Origin of the sequence: Kitasatospora sp. NPDC004669, assembly GCF_040609455.1 — a bacterium.
GTDB lineage: Bacteria > Actinomycetota > Actinomycetes > Streptomycetales > Streptomycetaceae > Kitasatospora.
In genome coordinates this window covers 158,071-175,384 of sequence record NZ_JBEXKB010000010.1, presented here as the reverse complement: position 1 = coordinate 175,384, position 17,314 = coordinate 158,071, and the positions used below count along the sequence as shown (strand labels likewise).

General features: G+C 73.3%; 20 protein-coding genes and 1 pseudogene. 11 read left to right on the top strand and 10 right to left on the bottom strand.

The window, feature by feature from the left end:
• Positions 1-144 precede the first annotated feature (144 nt).
• Entirely contained in the window at positions 145-2,457 is a 2,313-nt protein-coding gene (locus ABZW30_RS11515) for a transglycosylase domain-containing protein (protein WP_355670855.1), read from the top strand.
• A gap of 67 nt (positions 2,458-2,524) precedes the next feature.
• Here ABZW30_RS11515 and ABZW30_RS11510 read toward each other — a convergent pair whose 3' ends face one another.
• Together ABZW30_RS11510 and ABZW30_RS11505 are read right to left on the bottom strand one after the other, a co-directional pair.
• Positions 2,525-3,133 (bottom strand): hypothetical protein, encoded by a 609-nt coding sequence (locus ABZW30_RS11510; protein ID WP_355670854.1) that lies wholly within the window; start codon positions 3,131-3,133, stop codon positions 2,525-2,527.
• Between the two features lie 19 nt (positions 3,134-3,152).
• Positions 3,153-3,701, bottom strand: a complete 549-nt coding sequence (locus ABZW30_RS11505; protein WP_355670853.1) for an alpha/beta hydrolase — start codon at positions 3,699-3,701, stop codon at positions 3,153-3,155.
• A 268-nt stretch (positions 3,702-3,969) separates the two neighbouring features.
• Between ABZW30_RS11505 and ABZW30_RS11500 the strand changes: the two genes are divergently transcribed.
• The 3 genes from ABZW30_RS11500 to ABZW30_RS11490 all read left to right on the top strand — a co-directional run bounded on the left by ABZW30_RS11500 (position 3,970) and on the right by ABZW30_RS11490 (position 6,581).
• On the top strand, positions 3,970-4,536 hold the full coding sequence (locus ABZW30_RS11500; protein ID WP_355670852.1) for a DJ-1/PfpI family protein: 567 nt from the start codon (positions 3,970-3,972) through the stop codon (positions 4,534-4,536).
• Between the two features lie 173 nt (positions 4,537-4,709).
• Positions 4,710-6,008: a serine hydrolase domain-containing protein gene (locus ABZW30_RS11495; protein WP_355670851.1), complete on the top strand. Its 1,299-nt coding sequence runs from the start codon at positions 4,710-4,712 to the stop codon at positions 6,006-6,008.
• Between the two features lie 54 nt (positions 6,009-6,062).
• Positions 6,063-6,581: a gamma carbonic anhydrase family protein gene (locus ABZW30_RS11490; protein ID WP_355670850.1), complete on the top strand. Its 519-nt coding sequence runs from the start codon at positions 6,063-6,065 to the stop codon at positions 6,579-6,581.
• Here the strand turns inward: ABZW30_RS11490 and ABZW30_RS11485 are convergent.
• Positions 6,578-7,771, bottom strand: a complete 1,194-nt coding sequence (locus ABZW30_RS11485) for an MFS transporter (RefSeq protein WP_355670849.1) — start codon at positions 7,769-7,771, stop codon at positions 6,578-6,580. The genes ABZW30_RS11490 and ABZW30_RS11485 overlap by 4 nt on opposite strands.
• Positions 7,772-7,925: 154 nt before the next feature.
• Between ABZW30_RS11485 and ABZW30_RS11480 the strand changes: the two genes are divergently transcribed.
• The 4 genes from ABZW30_RS11480 to ABZW30_RS11465 all read left to right on the top strand — a co-directional run bounded on the left by ABZW30_RS11480 (position 7,926) and on the right by ABZW30_RS11465 (position 9,775).
• Positions 7,926-8,162 carry a DUF2277 domain-containing protein gene (locus ABZW30_RS11480; protein ID WP_355670848.1) on the top strand — a complete coding sequence of 79 codons (237 nt, stop codon included), beginning with the start codon at positions 7,926-7,928 and terminating at the stop codon, positions 8,160-8,162.
• A gap of 37 nt (positions 8,163-8,199) precedes the next feature.
• Positions 8,200-8,436: a DUF6296 family protein gene (locus ABZW30_RS11475; protein WP_355670847.1), complete on the top strand. Its 237-nt coding sequence runs from the start codon at positions 8,200-8,202 to the stop codon at positions 8,434-8,436.
• Positions 8,437-8,497: 61 nt separating this feature from the next.
• Positions 8,498-8,782 (top strand): DUF427 domain-containing protein, encoded by a 285-nt coding sequence (locus ABZW30_RS11470; protein ID WP_355670846.1) that lies wholly within the window; start codon positions 8,498-8,500, stop codon positions 8,780-8,782.
• A gap of 36 nt (positions 8,783-8,818) precedes the next feature.
• A complete protein-coding gene (locus tag ABZW30_RS11465; RefSeq protein WP_355670845.1) occupies positions 8,819-9,775 on the top strand; it encodes a hypothetical protein in 957 nt (318 codons plus the stop codon).
• Between the two features lie 19 nt (positions 9,776-9,794).
• Here ABZW30_RS11465 and ABZW30_RS11460 read toward each other — a convergent pair whose 3' ends face one another.
• The 7 genes and pseudogenes from ABZW30_RS11460 to ABZW30_RS11430 form a co-directional block, all read right to left on the bottom strand.
• A complete protein-coding gene (locus ABZW30_RS11460; RefSeq protein WP_355670844.1) occupies positions 9,795-10,133 on the bottom strand; it encodes a hypothetical protein in 339 nt (112 codons plus the stop codon).
• Between the two features lie 103 nt (positions 10,134-10,236).
• On the bottom strand, positions 10,237-10,401 hold the full coding sequence (locus ABZW30_RS11455) for a hypothetical protein (protein WP_355670843.1): 165 nt from the start codon (positions 10,399-10,401) through the stop codon (positions 10,237-10,239).
• 149 nt (positions 10,402-10,550) lie between these two features.
• Positions 10,551-11,765: a cytochrome P450 gene (locus tag ABZW30_RS11450; protein ID WP_355670842.1), complete on the bottom strand. Its 1,215-nt coding sequence runs from the start codon at positions 11,763-11,765 to the stop codon at positions 10,551-10,553.
• 82 nt (positions 11,766-11,847) lie between these two features.
• Positions 11,848-12,060 (bottom strand): ferredoxin, encoded by a 213-nt coding sequence (locus tag ABZW30_RS11445; protein WP_355670841.1) that lies wholly within the window; start codon positions 12,058-12,060, stop codon positions 11,848-11,850.
• A 196-nt stretch (positions 12,061-12,256) separates the two neighbouring features.
• Positions 12,257-12,547 (bottom strand): annotated as a pseudogene (locus ABZW30_RS11440) (ATP-dependent DNA ligase); the annotation flags it as partial.
• A 37-nt stretch (positions 12,548-12,584) separates the two neighbouring features.
• Complete coding sequence (locus ABZW30_RS11435) at positions 12,585-13,241, bottom strand: DJ-1/PfpI family protein (protein WP_355670840.1); 657 nt, start codon at positions 13,239-13,241, stop codon at positions 12,585-12,587.
• 228 nt (positions 13,242-13,469) lie between these two features.
• The gene (locus ABZW30_RS11430; RefSeq protein ID WP_355670839.1) at positions 13,470-13,700 is read right to left on the bottom strand and encodes a hypothetical protein; all 231 of its coding nucleotides are present in this window, start codon (positions 13,698-13,700) and stop codon (positions 13,470-13,472) included.
• A 218-nt stretch (positions 13,701-13,918) separates the two neighbouring features.
• On the opposite strand from ABZW30_RS11430, the gene ABZW30_RS11425 reads away from it, so the two are divergent.
• From ABZW30_RS11425 to ABZW30_RS11415, 3 genes are all read left to right on the top strand, one after another.
• On the top strand, positions 13,919-14,398 hold the full coding sequence (locus tag ABZW30_RS11425; protein WP_355670838.1) for a GNAT family N-acetyltransferase: 480 nt from the start codon (positions 13,919-13,921) through the stop codon (positions 14,396-14,398).
• A gap of 116 nt (positions 14,399-14,514) precedes the next feature.
• Positions 14,515-15,507 carry a CAP domain-containing protein gene (locus ABZW30_RS11420; RefSeq protein ID WP_355670837.1) on the top strand — a complete coding sequence of 331 codons (993 nt, stop codon included), beginning with the start codon at positions 14,515-14,517 and terminating at the stop codon, positions 15,505-15,507.
• 179 nt (positions 15,508-15,686) lie between these two features.
• Positions 15,687-17,306, top strand: coding sequence for a sigma-70 family RNA polymerase sigma factor (locus tag ABZW30_RS11415; RefSeq protein ID WP_355670836.1), 1,620 nt, complete (start codon positions 15,687-15,689; stop codon positions 17,304-17,306).
• Positions 17,307-17,314 lie beyond the last annotated feature (8 nt).

The following is a 17,314-nucleotide window of genomic DNA, read 5'->3' as shown; positions in this document are numbered from 1 at the left end:
CAACCGGCCGTGGACGAACAGCCCTTGCCCCCGCGTGACCCCCCGTACGACCCTCGCAAATGAGTCGAAGCTGTCGCGATTTTGTGACAATACTTCGCCAACACCCTGCCCACACGGGGGTTTCGCGGCCTTAATGTTCGAACTATGTCACCGAAGAGCCGCATACCTGCCCCGGACCCGGGCGACACCTGGGTGCCCCGCCCGAGGCGTCGTGAGACCCCGCTCGGAATCCTGCGCCATGCGGCCACCTTCCTCGGTTCCAGCGTGCTCGGCGGTGTGCTGCTGGCGGGCCTGATCCTCCCGGCGGCCGGCGCGGTCGGGTTGGGCGCGAAGAGCGGCGCGGAGAGTTTCGAGAGCATCCCCGACGACTTCAAGACCCCGCCGCTGACCCAGGCGACCCAGATCTTCGACGCCAAGGGCGGCCTGATCGCCAAGGTCTACGAGCGCGACCGCACCGTGCTGACGGCCGAGCAGATGTCCCCGCTGATCCGCCGGGCCCAGGTGGACATCGAGGACGCCCGCTTCTACGAGCACGGTGCGGTGGACCTCAAGGGCATCCTGCGGGCGGTCACCAAGAACGCCGAGAGCGGCGCCGCCGTCCAGGGCGCCTCCACCCTGACCCAGCAGTACGTGAAGAACGTCAACGTCGAGATGGCCGGAGACGATCCGGTCGCGGTGCGCGAGGCCCAGCGCAAGACCCTCGGCCGCAAGATCCAGGAACTCCGGTACGCCATCAAGCTGGAGGAGGACCTGACCAAGGAACAGATCCTCACCAACTACCTGAACATCACCTTCTACGGCCACCAGGCGTACGGCATCGAGGCCGCCGCCCAGCGCTACTTCAGCAAGTCCGCCAAGGACCTCACCCTGCCCGAGGCGGCGATGCTCGCCGGGCTGGTGCAGAACCCGTCCCAGTACGACCCCAAGCTGCACCCGATGGCCGCCCAGAAGCGCCGGGACACCGTCATCGACAAGATGGTGGAGAACAAGCACATCACCGCCGACCAGGCGAAGGAGGCCAAGGCGGCGCCGCTCGGCCTCAACTACAAGGACCCGCAGAACGGTTGCATCACCGCCCAGGCCGGCACGGGCTTCTTCTGCGACTACGTCCGCCACGTGGTCAAGCAGGACCCGGTGTTCGGCAAGAGCGCCGCCGAGCGCAAGAAGCTCTGGGACACCGGCGGTCTGAACATCTACACCACGCTGGACCCGGACAAGCAGGCCGCCGCGCAGAGCGCGGTCTCCACCAAGGTGTACGTCACCGACCCGGTCTCGGCGGCGATGACCATGGTCGAGCCCGGCACCGGCAAGATCCTGGCGATGGCCCAGACCCGCCCGTACGGTCTGGAGAAGGAGAAGAACCAGACCGTCGTCAACCTCAACGTGGACTCGGGGATGGGCGGCGGCATCGGCTTCCAGCCCGGCTCCAACTTCAAGCCGATCGTGGCCGCCGCCGCCCTGGAGGCCGGTCTGCCGCCCACCCAGCGGTACGACTCGCCGAACCGGATGGACTGGCCGACGATGAAGACCTGCGACGGCACCTGGAAGAACCTGAGCAAGGGCAAGAAGGACGGCACCATCCCCAACGAGAGCACGCGCGAGGTCGGCCCGTACGAGCTCAAGGAGGCGATGGCCCTCTCGGTCAACACCTACTTCGTGCAGATGGAGCAGGAGATCGGCCTCTGCGCCGTCAAGCAGATGGCCAACAGGCTGGGCGTGACCGCGAAGGCGAGCGGCGATCCGCTGCAGGAGGTGCCGGCCCTGGGCCTCGGCACCCAGGAGGTCAGCCCGCTGACCATGGCCAACGTGTACGCGACCTTCGCCGCCCGGGGCAACTACTGCGCGCCGCTGGCGATCAACCGGATCACCACGGTGGACGGCAAGGACGTCCCGGTGAACCCGGTCCACTGCGACCAGGTGATGTCCCCGGACACCGCCGACGTTATCAACACCGTGCTGCTCGGGGTGACCGAGAAGGGCGGCACCGCGCGCGACCTCCGGCTGGACGACGACCGCCAGATCGCGGGTAAGACCGGCACCACCGACGAGAAGAAGTCGGCGTGGTTCACCGGCTACACCGGCAACCTGGCCGCCTCGGTCTGGCTGGGCAGCCCGGGCACCAAGGTGCCGATGCGCAACATCCGGATCGGCGGCCAGTACCAGGCGGAGGTGTTCGGCGCGACGGGCCCGGGGCCGATCTGGCAGAAGGCCATGAGTGACGCCGTCCGGTCCATGCCGGAGCAGGAGTTCACCACCGTCTACATCCCGGACCCGATCAAGCGCGACCCCGGCTGCAGCACCTCCGGCGGCACGCCGAGCTCGGTCACCTGCACCGGCACCCCCAACCCGGGTTCGACCGGCACGCCGGCCGGCCGGCCGCGTGCCAACAACCCGTCGGGCGGCAACCCGACCGGGCGCTCCGCCCCGACCACCCCGCCGGACCCCGAGGACCAGTGAGCCACCGGTGAGCCGACGGCCCCGCCTGAGTACCCGTACTCAGGCGGGGCCGCGGCTTTGCCGGAGGTCAGCGCGCCTCGACCGGCTCGCCGCTGTCCTGGTCGAGGTTGAACACCCGTCGGTAGGAGTCGGTCACCACGGTGACCTGCGCCCGTCCGGTCCAGCTCGCCTCCACCAGCCGCGCTTCGTCCGGGCTGCCGCCGACGTCCGCGAGCAGCCAGCGCCGGGCCGACCAGCCCTCCCCGTTCTCCAGCAGCACCTGCCAGTGATCGCCGGCCTGCTCCCCGGAGTCGTACGAGCGGTGCACCACCACCAGGGCCCGCTTGGCACCGGCCGGGGCGTCCTCCCGGCTGCGGGTCTCGGCCGCCGACACCTTGTGCGCGGCCAGCACCCCGAGCACGAACACCACCCCGGCGGTCACCGTGACCGCCCGGGTGGCCGTTCGCACGGCGGTGCGGCGGTCGCCGAGCCAGGCGGCCGCGATCAGCGCGGCCAGCGCCGCGCCGAGCAGCAGCTCGGGTTGGTTGAGCAGGTCGGCGACCAGCATCCGCCCGCCCGAGCGGCTCTCCCACTGCCCCTCGGTGTACAGCAGGACGGCCGCCACCCCGCAGGCCGCCAGCAGCCGGGCCAGGGCGCGCCTGGCCCGCGGCGTCCGGTTGTTCAAGCGCTCGTTCATCGTCCCCCCGGTCATGTGGTCACAGCTCCGCGAGAAGTTTGCGGCCCTCCGGCCAGTCGCCCAGCCCGGAGTCCGAATTGAGGTGCCCGTGCGCGCCCGACTCGACGCACCGGGCGCCCCAGGCCCGGGCGAACTCCCGGGCCCGCTCGGGGCTCACCCAGGGGTCGTCGGTGGAGGAGACCACCACGGTCGGGAACGGGAACGGCTCCAGCGCCACCGGGCGGAAGCCGACCAGCTCCGGTATTTCGGCGGTGTCGATGTCGGCCGGGGCGACCAGCAGCGCGCCCCGGACGGCGGCGGTCCGCTCGGCGGAGGCCTCGGCCACCCAGCGGGCCGCCGTGACGCAGCCCAGGCTGTGCGCGACCAGCACCACCGGCCCCTCGGCGGCGGCCGCGGCCACCGCCGCGTCCACCCGGGCCACCCAGTCCGTCCGCTCCGGGCGATCCCAGTCCGCCTGCTCGACCCGGCGGAAGGCCTCCGGCCCGGCGGCCTCCCAGCGGGTCTGCCAGTGCTCGGGACCCGAGTTCTGGTAGCCGGGCAGAACGAGGTACGTGGTGCGGTCCGGCATGGGTTCCTCCGGGAGGCGGTCGGTAACGGGCAGCAGGAGTCTAGGACCCGGACGGCCCGGCGCCGCAGTTGGGCGTCGCATCCTTCACGGGCCCGGCGCGCACGGCTCGCGACCAGCGCGCGGTCCCCCCTGTGCGCCGCGTTGCGCCCGGTGCGCCCTGTTGCCAACGGCACGGCCGGTACGGGAGGTTGGACCGGGCCCGGCGCGGCGGCCACCGCGTCGGGCCCGTACCAGGTCTGACGCTCGATCATGTGGAGGGATGTCGGCGATGACATCGAAGATCCTGCTGGTCACCGGGGACGCCGCCGAGTCGCTGGAGGTGTTCTACCCCTACCAGCGGCTGCGCGAGGAGGGCTACCAGGTCGACATCGCGGCCCCGACCAGGAAGCGCCTGCAGTTCGTGGTGCACGACTTCGTCGAGGGCTACGACACCTACACCGAGAAGCCCGGCTACACCTGGCCCGCCGACCTCGCCCTCGCCGACGTCGACCCGGCCGACTACGTCGCCCTGGTCATCCCCGGCGGCCGCGCACCCGAGTACCTGCGCAACAACCCGGACCTGCAGCGGATCGTCCAGCACTTCTTCGCCGCCGACAAGCCGGTCGCCCAGATCTGCCACGGCCCGCTGATCACCTCGGCCGCCGGGGTGCTCGACGGCCGCCGCACCTCCGCCTACCCGGCGCTGGCCCCCGACATCAAGGCGGCCGGCGCCGAGTTCGTCGACGGCGAGGCCGTGGTGGACGGCGTGGTCGTCTCGGCCCGCGCCTGGCCCGACCACCCGGCGTGGCTGCGGGCCTTCATCGAGATCCTGCGCGACAAGGCCCCGGTCGCCTGACCTGTGCCGACCCGGCCGGACCCCGAGACCTCTCGGGGTCCGGCCCCGGGGTCGGTCGGGGTCGTGTCCTCCGCCAGGCTGAGGACGGCCCGCCCGCCGGTCTGCCAAGGTGTCAGAAACCTTGACAACGGCCGGAATCCTCGCACCGGACGGCCCTCACCCGGGAGGACGGCATGGCCGCCACCGACCGCACCGTCCGGCACCGCGGACCGGTCCTGCGCGCCGCCGTCGTGACCGCCGCGGGCGCGGGCCTGCTCGCCGCACTCGCCCCGGCCGCCGTCGCCCAGCCCACCGAGCGTTCGCTGGCCTCCGGCTGCCACGGCGCCGTCCATCTCACCCCTGCGGACCACACCGACCGGACGAACTCCGCCGAGGGCCGGGCCGATTGGGCCGCGGCCGATGCCGCCCTGGCCGGCCTCACCGGCCCCCGCTACGGCACCTCCGCCCTCGCCGCCGTCCGCGAGAACGGCCGGCTGGTCTGGCGCAACGCCACCGGCGTCGCCGACCTCGCCATCGCCCTGCCCGCCGACCCCGAGGGCCGCTTCCGGATCGGTAGCACCACCAAGACCTTCGTCGCCACCACCCTGCTCCAACTGGTCGGCGAACGACGGCTGGACCTCGACGACCGGCTGGAGTGCCTGCTGCCCGGCATCGTCCCGAACAGCACCGCGATCACCGTCCGGCAACTGCTCGACCACACCAGCGGCGTCGCCGACTACAGCAAGGACCCGGCCCTCGAGTCCAATGAGCAGGACTGGCTGACCGCCCGCCGCTTCAAGCCGTACTCCCTCCAGGGCCTGGTGGACATCGCCAACAAGTACCCGCCCGCCTTCCCGCCGGGCCGGGACCGGCGCTACTCCAACACCGACTACGTCCTGATCGGGATGATCATCGAGAAGCTCACCGGCCGCAGCTGGCAGGAGGAGGTCACCCGCCGGATCATTCGCCCGCTCCACCTCACCGGCACCTCGATGCCCGGCAACTCGCCCTTCGTCCCGGGCCCGCACGCCCACGGCTACCTCAAGACGGACACCGGCCCGGTGGACGTCACCCTGCTCGACCCCTCGATGGCCGGCCCAGCCGGCGGGGCCGTCTCCACCACCGCCGACCTGACCACCTTCATCGGCGCCCTGCTCGACGGCCGACTGCTCCGCCCGACCGAACTCGCCGCGATGCAGCAGACCAGCACCTTCGGCGGGGGGCAGTCCTACGGCCTCGGCCTCCAGCGCCTGGACACCCCGTGCGGCACCTTCTGGGGCCACGCCGGCGGCATCCCCGGCTACAACACCCTGATGCTCGGCTCGGCCGACGGCAAGCGTCAGTTCGCCTCCGACATCACGGTCTACGACGTCGCGGACGTGAACGCCGCCAACGCCGCCTGGAACCGGCTGACCGTCACCGCCCTGTGCGGCGCCCAGGCCCCGGCGATGGCCCCCGAGGCCGTACCCGACCTCGCGCGGCCGGCTCCGTGACCGACCCCCTACGCTGACCGCGACAACGGCCGAGCGTCAACAGGAGGACGAGACATGGCAGAGCCGATGATCGCCGCAGTCGGGGGCAAGGTGCCCGCCGTCGATCCGAGCGCCTTCCTCGCGCCCAATGCCGTCGTGGTCGGGGACGTGACGGTGGGCCCCGGCGCGAGCATCTGGTACGGGGCGGTGCTGCGCGGCGACGCCGAGTCGATCACCGTCGGCGCGGGCAGCAACATCCAGGACAACTGCACCCTGCACGCCGACCCCGGCTTCCCGCTGGTGGTCGGCGAGCGGATCTCGGTCGGCCACAACGCGGTGCTGCACGGCTGCACGGTCGAGGACGAGTCCCTGGTCGGGATGAACGCCACGGTGCTCAACGGTGCCCGGATCGGCGCCGGTTCGCTGGTCGCCGCGGGCGCGGTGGTGCCGCAGGGCATGACCGTCCCGCCCGGCTCGCTGGTCGCCGGCGTCCCGGCCAAGGTGCGGCGGGAGCTTACCGAGGAGGAGCGGGCGGGCATCAAGCTCAACGGCGAGGGCTACCTGCTGCTGGCCGACGCCCACAAGGAGATCTAGACGGTCGCCATCGCGGCGGCGGCCGGCTCGGGAACCGGGGGCACCGGCCGGCGCGGGTCGGCCGCCCAGGCGAGGACCGCGATCGCCGCGCCGGAGGCGGCCAGGCCCGCGCCCACCAGGGTCGGCGAGGTCCAGCCGAACCCGGCGTCCAGAGCCAGCCCGCCGAAGTAGGCACCCTGGGCGTTGGCCAGGTTGAAGGCGCCCTGCACCGTCGCCGAGGCCAGCGTGGGCGCGCTGCGCGCCTTCTGCAGCACCAGGGTCTGCACCGCCGGGACGATCGCGAAGCCGAACAGCCCGATCAGCACCACCGTGACCGCGGCCGACCAGCGGGCGTGCGCGGTCACCGCGAACAGCGCGAGCGTCGCCGAGAGCAACACGAAGGCCGCGCAGACCGTCGGGCGCAGCGCCCGGTCGGCGGCGAACCCGCCGAGCACGTTGCCGATCGTCATGCCCGCCCCGAACAGCGCCAGCACCAGGGTCACCGAGCCGGCCGCGTACCCGGAGACCTCCGTGAGCAGCGGCGCGATATAGGTGTAGCAGGCGAACATGCCGCCGCAGCCGAAGACCACGGTGGCCAGCGCCAGCCAGAGCTGCCCGCTGCGGAAGGCCCGCAGCTCGTGCCGGAGCCCGACCTGGCCGGGGGAGGGGAGGGCCGGCACCAGCCGGGCGATGGCGAGCGTCCCGGCGGCGGCGATCAGCACCACCACCAGCATGGTCGCCCGCCAGCCCAGGTGCTGGCCGAGCAGGGTGGCGGCCGGGACGCCGACGATGTTGGCGACGGTCAGCCCGGAGAACATCACCGCCACCGCCCGGGCCCGGCGGTCCGGCGCCACCAGCTCGGCGGCAGCCACCGCCCCGGCCCCGAAGAAGGCGCCGTGCGGCAGCCCGGTGATCAGCCGGGCGGCGGCCAGCGTCCAGAAGTCCGGCGCCACCGCGCACAGCAGGTTGCCGGTCGCGAACAGCGCGGCCAGCGCCACCAGCACCGCCTTGCGCGGCTTTCCGGCGGCCAGTGCGGTGAGCAGCGGCGCGCCGACCACGACCCCCAGCGCGTAGGCAGAGATCAGCCAGCCGGCCTGCGGGACGGAGACGTGGAGGCTGTCGGCGACCTGGGGGAGCAGCCCCATGGCGGCGAACTCGGTGGTGCCGATGGCGAACGCGGTGACGGCCAGCGCGAACAGCGCGAGAGGCAAGGGAGCGACTCCGGGGTGATGCCCGCGCCGGGTACGGGCGCGCGGCGGGGCGATTCGTTCGTCCGGCATCCTAATCCGGCCGGATGACGCCCCTGTGAGGCGGATGTGACGAAAGGGGGTCGCCGACGCGGCGCCCGCGCGCGAGACTGGGGGCATGTGCCGCAACATCAAGACACTGCGACCGCCCGTGACGCCCGACGCCGACGAGGACGACTTCCGCGCCGCCGCGCTGCAGTACGTCCGCAAGGTGTCCGGGTTCCGCGCCCCGGCGGCGCACAACCGCGAGGCCTTCGACCGGGCCGTGGAGGCGGTGGTCGAGGCCACCGCCCGGCTGCTCGCCGAGCTGGAGGTCCGCGGCTCGCACGCCCGGACCGTCGAGGCCACCGCCTAGCAGTCCACGGGGGGCCGACAGGGAGCAGGAGCCGGTGATGAAGCCCGTCGACCGTTACGCCCTCACCTTCCCCGGTACCCCGGGCACCCACGCCCCGCAGGACGTGGTCGAGGTCACCCGCACCGACGCGAGGGGCCCGGGTGGTCATCCCGTGTACGAGGACGCCAGCGGGATCATCCGGGCCGAGATCAGCGACGCGAGCGAGGTCCGGATGCTCGCCAGCGGCGGCCACCAGAGCCATCACCAGCCGGTCCACGCCGAGCCGTTGCCGTAGGGGGTGTCCGGGTTTCCCCGAACCTCCCGGTGCGTGATCGGCCGTGGGGCACAATCGCGGTATGACCACAGCGAGTTGGCAGGGAGTCGTCGTCGCCGAGAGCGAGGACACCATCGTCGTCGAGGGCAACCACTACTTTCCGGCCGAGTCGGTCCGGGCCGAGTTCCTCCGGCCCTCCGGGACCACCACGGTGTGCGGGTGGAAGGGCACCGCCGGCTACCACACCTTGGAGGTGGCCGGGCGGACCAACCCGGACGCCGCTTGGTTCTACGCCGACCCGAAGCCCGAGGCCGAGCACGTGCGCGGCCGGGTGGCGTTCTGGCGCGGGGTGGAGATCACCGAGTAGCGCGTACCGGCTGGGCGGAGGGGGTACCGGAACTGCATGGCAGTCTTCCGCAAGCCGGGCCGTTCGAAGCAGCCGGGCCGTTCGAAGCAGCCGGGCCGTTCGAAGCGGCCGGGCCGTTCGAAGCCCGCCCCGGAGACCGTCACCGCCGCCGGCACCGCTCGCTCCGCCGGCCCGGCGGCCCCCGGGGCCGGCCTGGCCGAGGAGCTCGCAGTGCTGGTCGAGCAAGCCGAGGGGCCCCTCGGGGACCGGCAGGTCGCCGAGTACCGCGCCGGGCGCGGCCGGGGCCGGGCCCTGGTGGCGAAGGTGGCGCGGCGGCTCGCCAAGGGCGGCCTGGTCGCCGCCAGGGGAGCGGTGCTCGGCGGCAAGGCCCTCACCGAGCAGTTGATGCGGATCGCCCCCAGGATCCCGGTCCGTGACCTCGCCGCTCTGCGGGCCCAGCACCCGGGCGCGGCCGACCCGGAGCAACTGGCCGACCTGCTGGTCGCCGGCGCCACCCGCGCTTCTGGCGCGCTCGGCGCGGGCGTCGGCGCGGCGGCGATGCTGCCGGTGCCGCCCGCGCTGCCGGTGGAGATCGCGGCCGAGACGTTGGCCGTGGCGGCCGTGGAGGTCAAACTGATCGCCGAGCTGCACGAGGTCTACGGCGTCCCGGCGCCGGGCGGCACCGCCCAGCGGGCCGGGGCCTATCTGGGCGCCTGGGCCAGCCGCCGGGGGATCGACGCGACGCTGTTGGTCCGGCCCGCCGGCTTCGCGGCGCTCGCGCTCGGCGCCGAGGTGCGCCAGCGGGTGCGCCGCCGGCTCACCCGCAGTTGGCTGCGCCGACTGCCGTCGGTGGTCCCGCTGCTGTTCGGCGTGGGCATCGGAGCGACCGTCAACCGGCGCGACACCGGGCGGCTGGCCAACCAGGTCCGCGCGGACCTGCGCACACGCCCGCCGGCCGACCGCGGCTACTGGGCCGCGGCCGGGCCGGCGGTCGAGGGCGAGGTCATCCGCTAGCGGGCCCCTGGTGGACGTGCTAGCCGGTGGGTGACGGCGGGGCCATCGCTCCGCGCCCCGCCTTGACGCCGTTCACCATCGCCTGGTGGATCGCCCGCGCGGTGGTCTCGTCCGCCGCGGGCACCGGGCTGCCGGAGACCGTGTACCAGTCCAGCGCGCCGGTGTACTGGACGGTCAGCCGCGCCTCGCCGTCCACCCACGTGGTGTGCACGGTGAGGTCGCCGGAGATCGGGCCGACCTCGGTGGTGGAGACCCCGCCGGGGCCGCTGATGATCGACTGGGTGGTCCAGGTCGCCCATGGGGTGCGCGGATCCACGCCAGGCCGGGCCTGTCGACCGGTTCGATCGTGTTCGGTCATGCGCTTATCCTCCCCCGCCGGTGAACCGCCGCCCGGGCAGCGACACCTGCGGTCGCAGAGACCGCCCGGTTCCGCCGGGCGGTCGATTCGGTGTGGCGGACGGTCAGCCGGTGGAGCCGGGTTCGTCCAGCATGGGGTCGCCCTCCGCCTGGGAGGTGTCCTGCGCGTGCAGGTTCTGCATCGAGGTGATGCCCTCCTCGGGGTCGGCGGCGCGGACGTCCTCCTCGCGGTCGCTGCTCACTTCGGAGCGTTCGCTCATGTCGGTCATCGCGGGCTCCGTCTCCTCAGCCGGCCCGACGCGCCAAACCGGAAGCGCGACAGGGCCGGGTCTGTCCTCGCCCTTCCAGCCTGCCCCCGCCCCGGCGCTGGGGCCAGCCGAGTGACCTGCCGGGCCGCTCGCACCTCGACGGCACGGGCTCACCAGGTCACGGGCAGCGACCGCATCCCGTAGATGAACGAGTCGGTGCGAAACTCCCGCTCGCCTTCGGTGACCGCCAGTCGCAGACCGGGCAGTCGGCGGAACAGGCTCTCCAGGGCGATCTGGAGCTCGGCGCGGGCCAGCGGCTGGCCCAGGCACTGGTGTACGCCGAAGCCGAAGGCCATGTGCCGCCGGGCGTCCCGATCCAGGTCCAGTTCGTCCGTCGGCCGCCGGTCGACGCCGCCGAACACCTCCGCGTCCCGATTGGCGGTGGAGAGCATCGCGATCACGCCCTCTCCGGCCCTGATCGTCTCGCCGCCCAGCTCCACGTCCTCCAGCGCCACCCGGGGCAGCCCGGTGTGCACGATGGTCAGCAGGCGCAGCAGCTCCTCCACCGCGCCGGGCAGCGCGGCCGGGTCGGCCAGCCTGGCGATCTGCTCGGGCTGCTCCAGCAGCAGGGCGGTGGAGAGCGAGATCATGTTCGCGGTCGTCTCGTGCCCGGCGACCAGCAGCAGGACCCCCGTGCTGGCGACGTCGTCCAGGGTCAGGTCGTCCCGGACGACGAGCCGGCTGAGGATGTCGTCCTCCGGCCGCGCCCGTTTGCGGGCCGCCAGATCGCGCAGGTAGTCCAGGATCTCGTCCTGGGCCGCGGTGAGCTGCTCCAGGGTGCTCTTGTTGTTCAGCAGTGTCCGGCTCAGCGCCTGGAAGCGGTCGCGGTCGTCGTACGGCACACCGAGCAGCAGGCAGATCACCAGCGAGGGCACCGGCAGCGCGAACTCGGCGACCAGGTCGGCCTCGGTCCGGCCCGCGGTCATCGCGTCCAGCGCCTCGTCCACGATCCGCTGGATACCCGGGCGCAGCGCCGCCACCCGCTTGACCAGGAAGTCCCCGGTGACCATCCGGCGCAGCCGGGCGTGTTCCGGGTCGTCGAGCCGCAGGAAGCTCGGGTTGGCGGCGATCAACTCCCGGCGGCCGGGGACCAGCAGCGGGAAGGTCGGGTGGCGCACGTCCGAGCTGAACCGGCGGTCGGACAGGATGGTGCGGACCTCGGCGTAGCCGGTGGCCAGCCAGCAGGACTCGCCGCCGGGCAGGTGGGCGCGGGTGAGCGGGGCGGTGGCGGCGGCGTCGGTGTACGCGGGCGGCGGGCCGAACGGGCAGCCGCTGGAGTGCGGGGCCGGGATGGGGACGGCCCGGGTGGTGGGCGTGCTGGTCAAGGCGGGGTCTCCTTGCGTCGCGGTGTCCTCGGGTGGGGGTGTGGTGACGTGTCGTCAAGTCGACGTATCGATAAGGGAATTGTCAGTCGTCGGCGGGCTCGCCCTCGGTGACGGTGATCGCACCGCCCGGACAGAGCTCGGCGGCCAGTCTGACGTCGGCGAACTGGTCGGGCCGGATGTCGGCCTGACGGAGTCTCACCAGACTGTCCCCGTCGTCCTGGTCGAAGACCTCGGGGACGTTCATGACGCACATCCCGGAGCTGCAGCAGCGGCTCCGGTCGACGCTCACCTGCATGGTCGGGCACCTCTCGCCAGTGCGCCGCCGGCTGCCCGGCGGCCGCCTCTCGTTGTCATTGCCAACCTAACCGCCGCTACTCCCTCCACGGAGGGTGCGGTGGTCGGATCGCCGGGAATGGCCGATTCGCCCCCGTCCCGGCTTCCTTGCCGCGCGGCAGGTTTGAAATTGACGTTACTCCGCCAAACGGCGTTCGTCACAGCCCCTCGGCGGCGGCGAGTCCTCGGACGGTGGCCACGGTGTCGGCCTCGGCGGCGCGCTCGTCCGGCCGGTGGCGCACCACTCGGGCGAACCGCAGCGCCGGACCGGCAGGGTGGCGGGGGTTGTGCTGGAGACCGTCGAAGGCGATCCCGACGACCGGTTCCGGACGGACCCGCACCGCCCGGTCGTCCCGCTCAGTCTCCCGGGCCAACAGCTCGCCCGTCTGCCAGGCGAGCGTCTCGTCGGTCAGACCCTTGTACGTCTTGCCGGGCATCACCCACTCGCCCGGGCCCGGCTCACCCGCCCGCTGCCCACACCCGGCATCACCGTGCGGATCCCGGATCCGACGCTGACGCGTCCCGTCGGGCCGCCAGGTAGTCCTTCGCCTCCTGGGGCGCCTTCCCGTACGAGCCGGAGTCGAAGGGCGGCTGGGGGTCGTACTCGATGGCGAGCTGGAAGGCCTCGGCGGCGACCCTTCCCTCGACGAGTTCGGCCAGGCGAAGGGCCATGTCGATGCCCGACGACACGCCGGCGGCGGTGATGATGCCGCCGGGCTGCTCCACGACGCGCCGTGCCGTGTACCTCGCGCCGAACGACTCCAGGAGATCGACGGCTCCCCAGTGGGTGGTGGCTTCCAGGCCGTCGAGGAGGCCGGCCGCGGCCAGCAGCAGCGAGCCGGTGCAGACCGATGTGGTCCACCGCGTGGTGGCGTGGATGCGACGGATCCAGTCGAGCAGCGGCTCCTCGGCAAGGAGGCGGCGGGTCCCCGGACCGCCCGGCACCACCAGGATGTCGGCCTCCCCGACGTCCTGGAAGGGAGCCGTCGCGAGGAGGCGGAGCCGCCGCTCGCCATCGGCACGCGCGCCCGGGGCGGCGGCGGCGAAGACGACGTCGGCGTGGGGCAGCATCCGGAGGACCTCGTAGGGCCCGACGACGTCGAGTGCGGTGAACCCGTCGAAGAGCGGGATGACGATACGCACGGGCGTGCCTTTCAGGGGGTGTGCGCAAAGAAGTGCCTGCGGTACTCATGGCGGCGCGGGAGGCGAGAGCGGGGTCGCCGAGGTCGGCGTCGGGGTGGTCGGCGATCCAGTCGAGGATGTCGCGCACCGGCGCCCGGTCGGGGTGTCGGGTCGTCGGCCCGGTGCTGAACCGGGCCTGTCTTCAGGGGCGTTGGACGAACATCGCCAGCTGAAGGGCGAGGTCCCCCGTCAGAAGTCCTCGTCGCGCACCAGCCGCAGGGCGGGCCTCCCGGTCCCCCGCTCCGCTTCCGCCTCCTCCTCGGCCCGGAGGAGTTCCGCCTCCCGGGCGCCCATCGCGCGGAACCGGGCCTTGCGCTCCTCGTCGGCTTCCTCGGTGCCCGGGTAGAGCACCACGTAGCGGCCGCCCTCCCCGTCCTCCCATGCGTAGCTGCGGTACTGCGTCGTCGGCTCGTCCGCCACGGTGAATCTCCGGTCGTCGCCCTCGGGGTGACCCACCGTAGGCGATGCGCGCGGACCGGGGAAGGCACGTCACTCGTCCGTGGCAGCCCGGTCCGGCCGTGGGGAAGCCGCCGGAGTGGCGTACGGGCCCCCCGGTGCTGGCCGCCGTGGTGATCGGCGCCGGTCCGACGGGGCGTCATGCTGGGGCTCCTCAGCCCACCCGATCGAGGGAGACCGAGTTGAACACCACCGCCGTGCACCGTTGGACCGTCGGCGTGCCGGAGGCCGGCGACTATCCGGCCTGGCGCGAACTCTTCCGTGGCTACTGTGAGTTCTACCGGGTGCCGATGCCGGAGGAGAAGGCCGAGCTGGTGTGGTCCTGGTTGACCGACCCGGCGCGCGAGTTGGAGGGCCTGCTGGTCCGGGACACGGACGGGACGCCGGTCGGGCTCGCGCACTTCCGGCCCTTCTCCAGGCCGCTGCACGGCGCGGTCGGCGGGTTTCTGGACGACCTGTTCGTCGCCCCCGGGGTGCGCGGCGGCGGCGCGGTGGACCTGCTGCTGGCCCGGCTGCGGGAGATCGCCGCCGAGCGCGGCTGGAACACCGTGCGCTGGATCACCGCCGACGACAACCACCGGGCACGCGGCAAGTACGACCAGGTCGCCGTCCGGACCATGTTCGTCACCTACGACATGGCCCCGGAGACCACGGCCCGCTGAGTCCGGGGCCGGGTTGACGGACATTCGTTCGGACTTTCTGTTATCGGCCCTCCGCCGGGAGGTCTCCCAGGTGTCGGCACCCGACCCCGCCGACCCGGACAGAAAGCAGTGGCCGCGTGAACAGCGACGACAGGACGACGATCATCCCGGCGACCGGCGGCGCCGAGGGCCGCCCGAGCGGTCGGGCCGCCGCTCGGCGGGCCGCCAAGCGACACCATGGTCGCGGCCGTCGGACACGAAGGCGCGGCGGGTTGGTGCCGCTCACCACGGTCGTCGCCGCCGTGGCCGGGACGGGGCTGCTCGCCGCGCTGGCCGGAGCGGGGTACGCGGCGTACGGCGGCAAGCAGAGCGACCGGGACCTCGCCGGGCAGGCGGTCGCCGCCGACTCGCTGATCGCGGCCGAGCTCGGTACGCACGAGGGCATCCAGGTGCCGGGCGCCGGGGGCGCGGTCCCCGCGCCCGGGGGCGGCGTGCCGGGCAGCCCGTCGGCCACCGACGCTTCGGCCGTCCCGAGCGCGACGGCCAGCCCGACGGCCACCGCCACGGCCTCCCCGACCGCCCAGCCCACCGCGACGCCGACCGCGACCGCCCAGCCCACCAGCACCGCCAAGGCCGGCCCGACCGCGACCCGCACCGCGGCGAGCACCGCCGGGACCGCCGCCGCGGCCACCGCCCAGCGGGCCCTCGCCAGTTCGGCGCCCACCGCGGTCGGCGGCGGCCCGTCCTCCTCCTACGCCCAGCAGGTCGTGGACCTGGTCAACGCCGAGCGGGCCAAGGCCGGCTGCGACCCGGTCACCGCCGAGCCGCGGCTGGCCAGCGCGGCCCAGTCGCACAGCGACGACATGGCCGACCGTAACTACTTCGACCACGCCAGCCCCGAGGGCTACCACGCCGACCACCGGATCGAGGCCACCGGCTACCGCTGGAGCACCTGGGGCGAGAACATAGCCCGCGGCCAGAAGGACCCGGCGGCCGTGATGGACGCCTGGATGAACAGCCCCGGCCACCGCGCCAACATCCTGAACTGCGCGTTCAAGCAGCTCGGGGTGGGTGTGCGGACCGGTTCCGGTGGCCCGTGGTGGACCCAGGTGTTCGCCGCCCCGGCCTGATCGCCCCCGGCGACGGCCCCCACGACGGCCCCGGCACCGCCACCGGGGGAGGCTCCGGCGCCGACCCCCGACCGGGCCGATTTTCCGATTCCGCGCACATTGTTGTTATCTGATCACTCCCCACGGGTCTCCGAGGAGGCAGCGGCGGACGGACAACACGGCAAGACGGAGTGCGGACCATGAACGCTGATGTGCAGAACAGGGCCGGGACGACCCTGGTACTCGCGGCGCAGGCAGGCGACCGGCAAGCCCAGGAGGCGCTGGTCGCCGCCTGGCTGCCGCTCGTCTACAACGTGGCCGGTCGTGCCCTCGGCGGCCACGCCGATGTGGACGACGTGGCCCAGGAGACGATGATCCGCGCCCTCGACGGTCTGGACGGGCTCCGCGACCCGGAGTCCTTCCGGTCCTGGCTGGTCGCGATCACCATGAACCAGGTGCGCCGCCGCCATGCCGCCGGGCAGCAACAGCCCACCGTCGGCGGCCTGGACGAGACCTGGGAAGTCCCGGACCCCAGGGCCGACTTCACCGATCTGACCATCCTGCGCCTCGGCCTCTCCGGCCAACGCCGCGAGGTGGCCGAGGCCACCCGCTGGCTGGACCCGGACGACCGCGAGCTGCTCTCCCTGTGGTGGCTGGAGGCCGGCGGCGAACTCACCCGCGCCGAGCTCGCCGAGGCGCTCGACCTGCCCGCGCAGCACACCGCCGTCCGCGTCCAGCGGATGAAGAAGCAGCTCGAAGTCGGCCGGATGGTGGTCCGCGCCCTCAGCGCCTACCCGCGCTGCCCGGGACTCGCCGAGACCACCATCGGGTTCGACGGCACCCCGAACTCGGTCTGGCGCAAGCGCATAGCCCGGCACATCCGCAGCTGCGCCTCCTGTGACGGCCTCGGTCGCGACCTCTTCCCCGCGGAGGGGCTGCTGGCCGGTCTCGTCCTGGTCCCGATCCCGCTGGACTCGCCCGTCCTGCTGCACTTCCAGCACACGGCGGCCACCGTCGCGACGACCGCCGCACACTCGGCCGCCGCCGGAAGCGGCGGTGCGGGGGCGGGCAGTGCGGGAGCCGGTGGGGGCACGGGAGCGGGCGGCGGTACGGCCGGCGGCTCCGGCACGCACGGCGGTTGGGCCGGCACCGCCGCCCGCAAGGCCGTCCTGGCGAGCGGCGCGGCCGCCGCGGTGGCCGTCACCACTCTTGCCCTGGTCTGGCCGAACCACAGCGACCCGCCGAGCATCGCCGCACCCGAACCCAGCACCCCGGCCGCCGCCCTGGCGGCCCTGCCTGCCCTGGTCGCGACGCCGACGGTCAGCCCGACGCCCACGCCGACGCCCACCGAGACCCCGACACCCACGGAGACCCCGACGCCCACGCCCACGCCCACGCCGACCGCGACCCGGCCGACCACTGCCGCGCCGTCACCCAACCCGGAGCGGCAGCTGGTGGACCTGGTGAACGCCGAACGCGCCAAGGCGGGTTGCGCCCCGCTGCGGATCGACCCCCGGCTGCACAGCGCGGCCCAGAAGCACGCCGACGACATGGCCGCCCGCAACTTCTTCGACCACGTCAACCCCGACGGTGTCCACGCGGACGCCCGGATCACCGCCGCCGGCTACCGCTGGTCCCAGTGGGGCGAGAACCTCGACCGGGGCCCGACCGCCCCGGCGAGCGTCTTCTCCCGCTGGATGGACGGCGGCATCCACCAGTCCAACATGCTCGACTGCGGCTTCAAGGACGTCGGTGTCGGCGTGGCCATTAGTCCCGCCGGTACCCTGTGGACCCAGGACCTCGGCGCCCCGCTGTCCTGACCCACCTC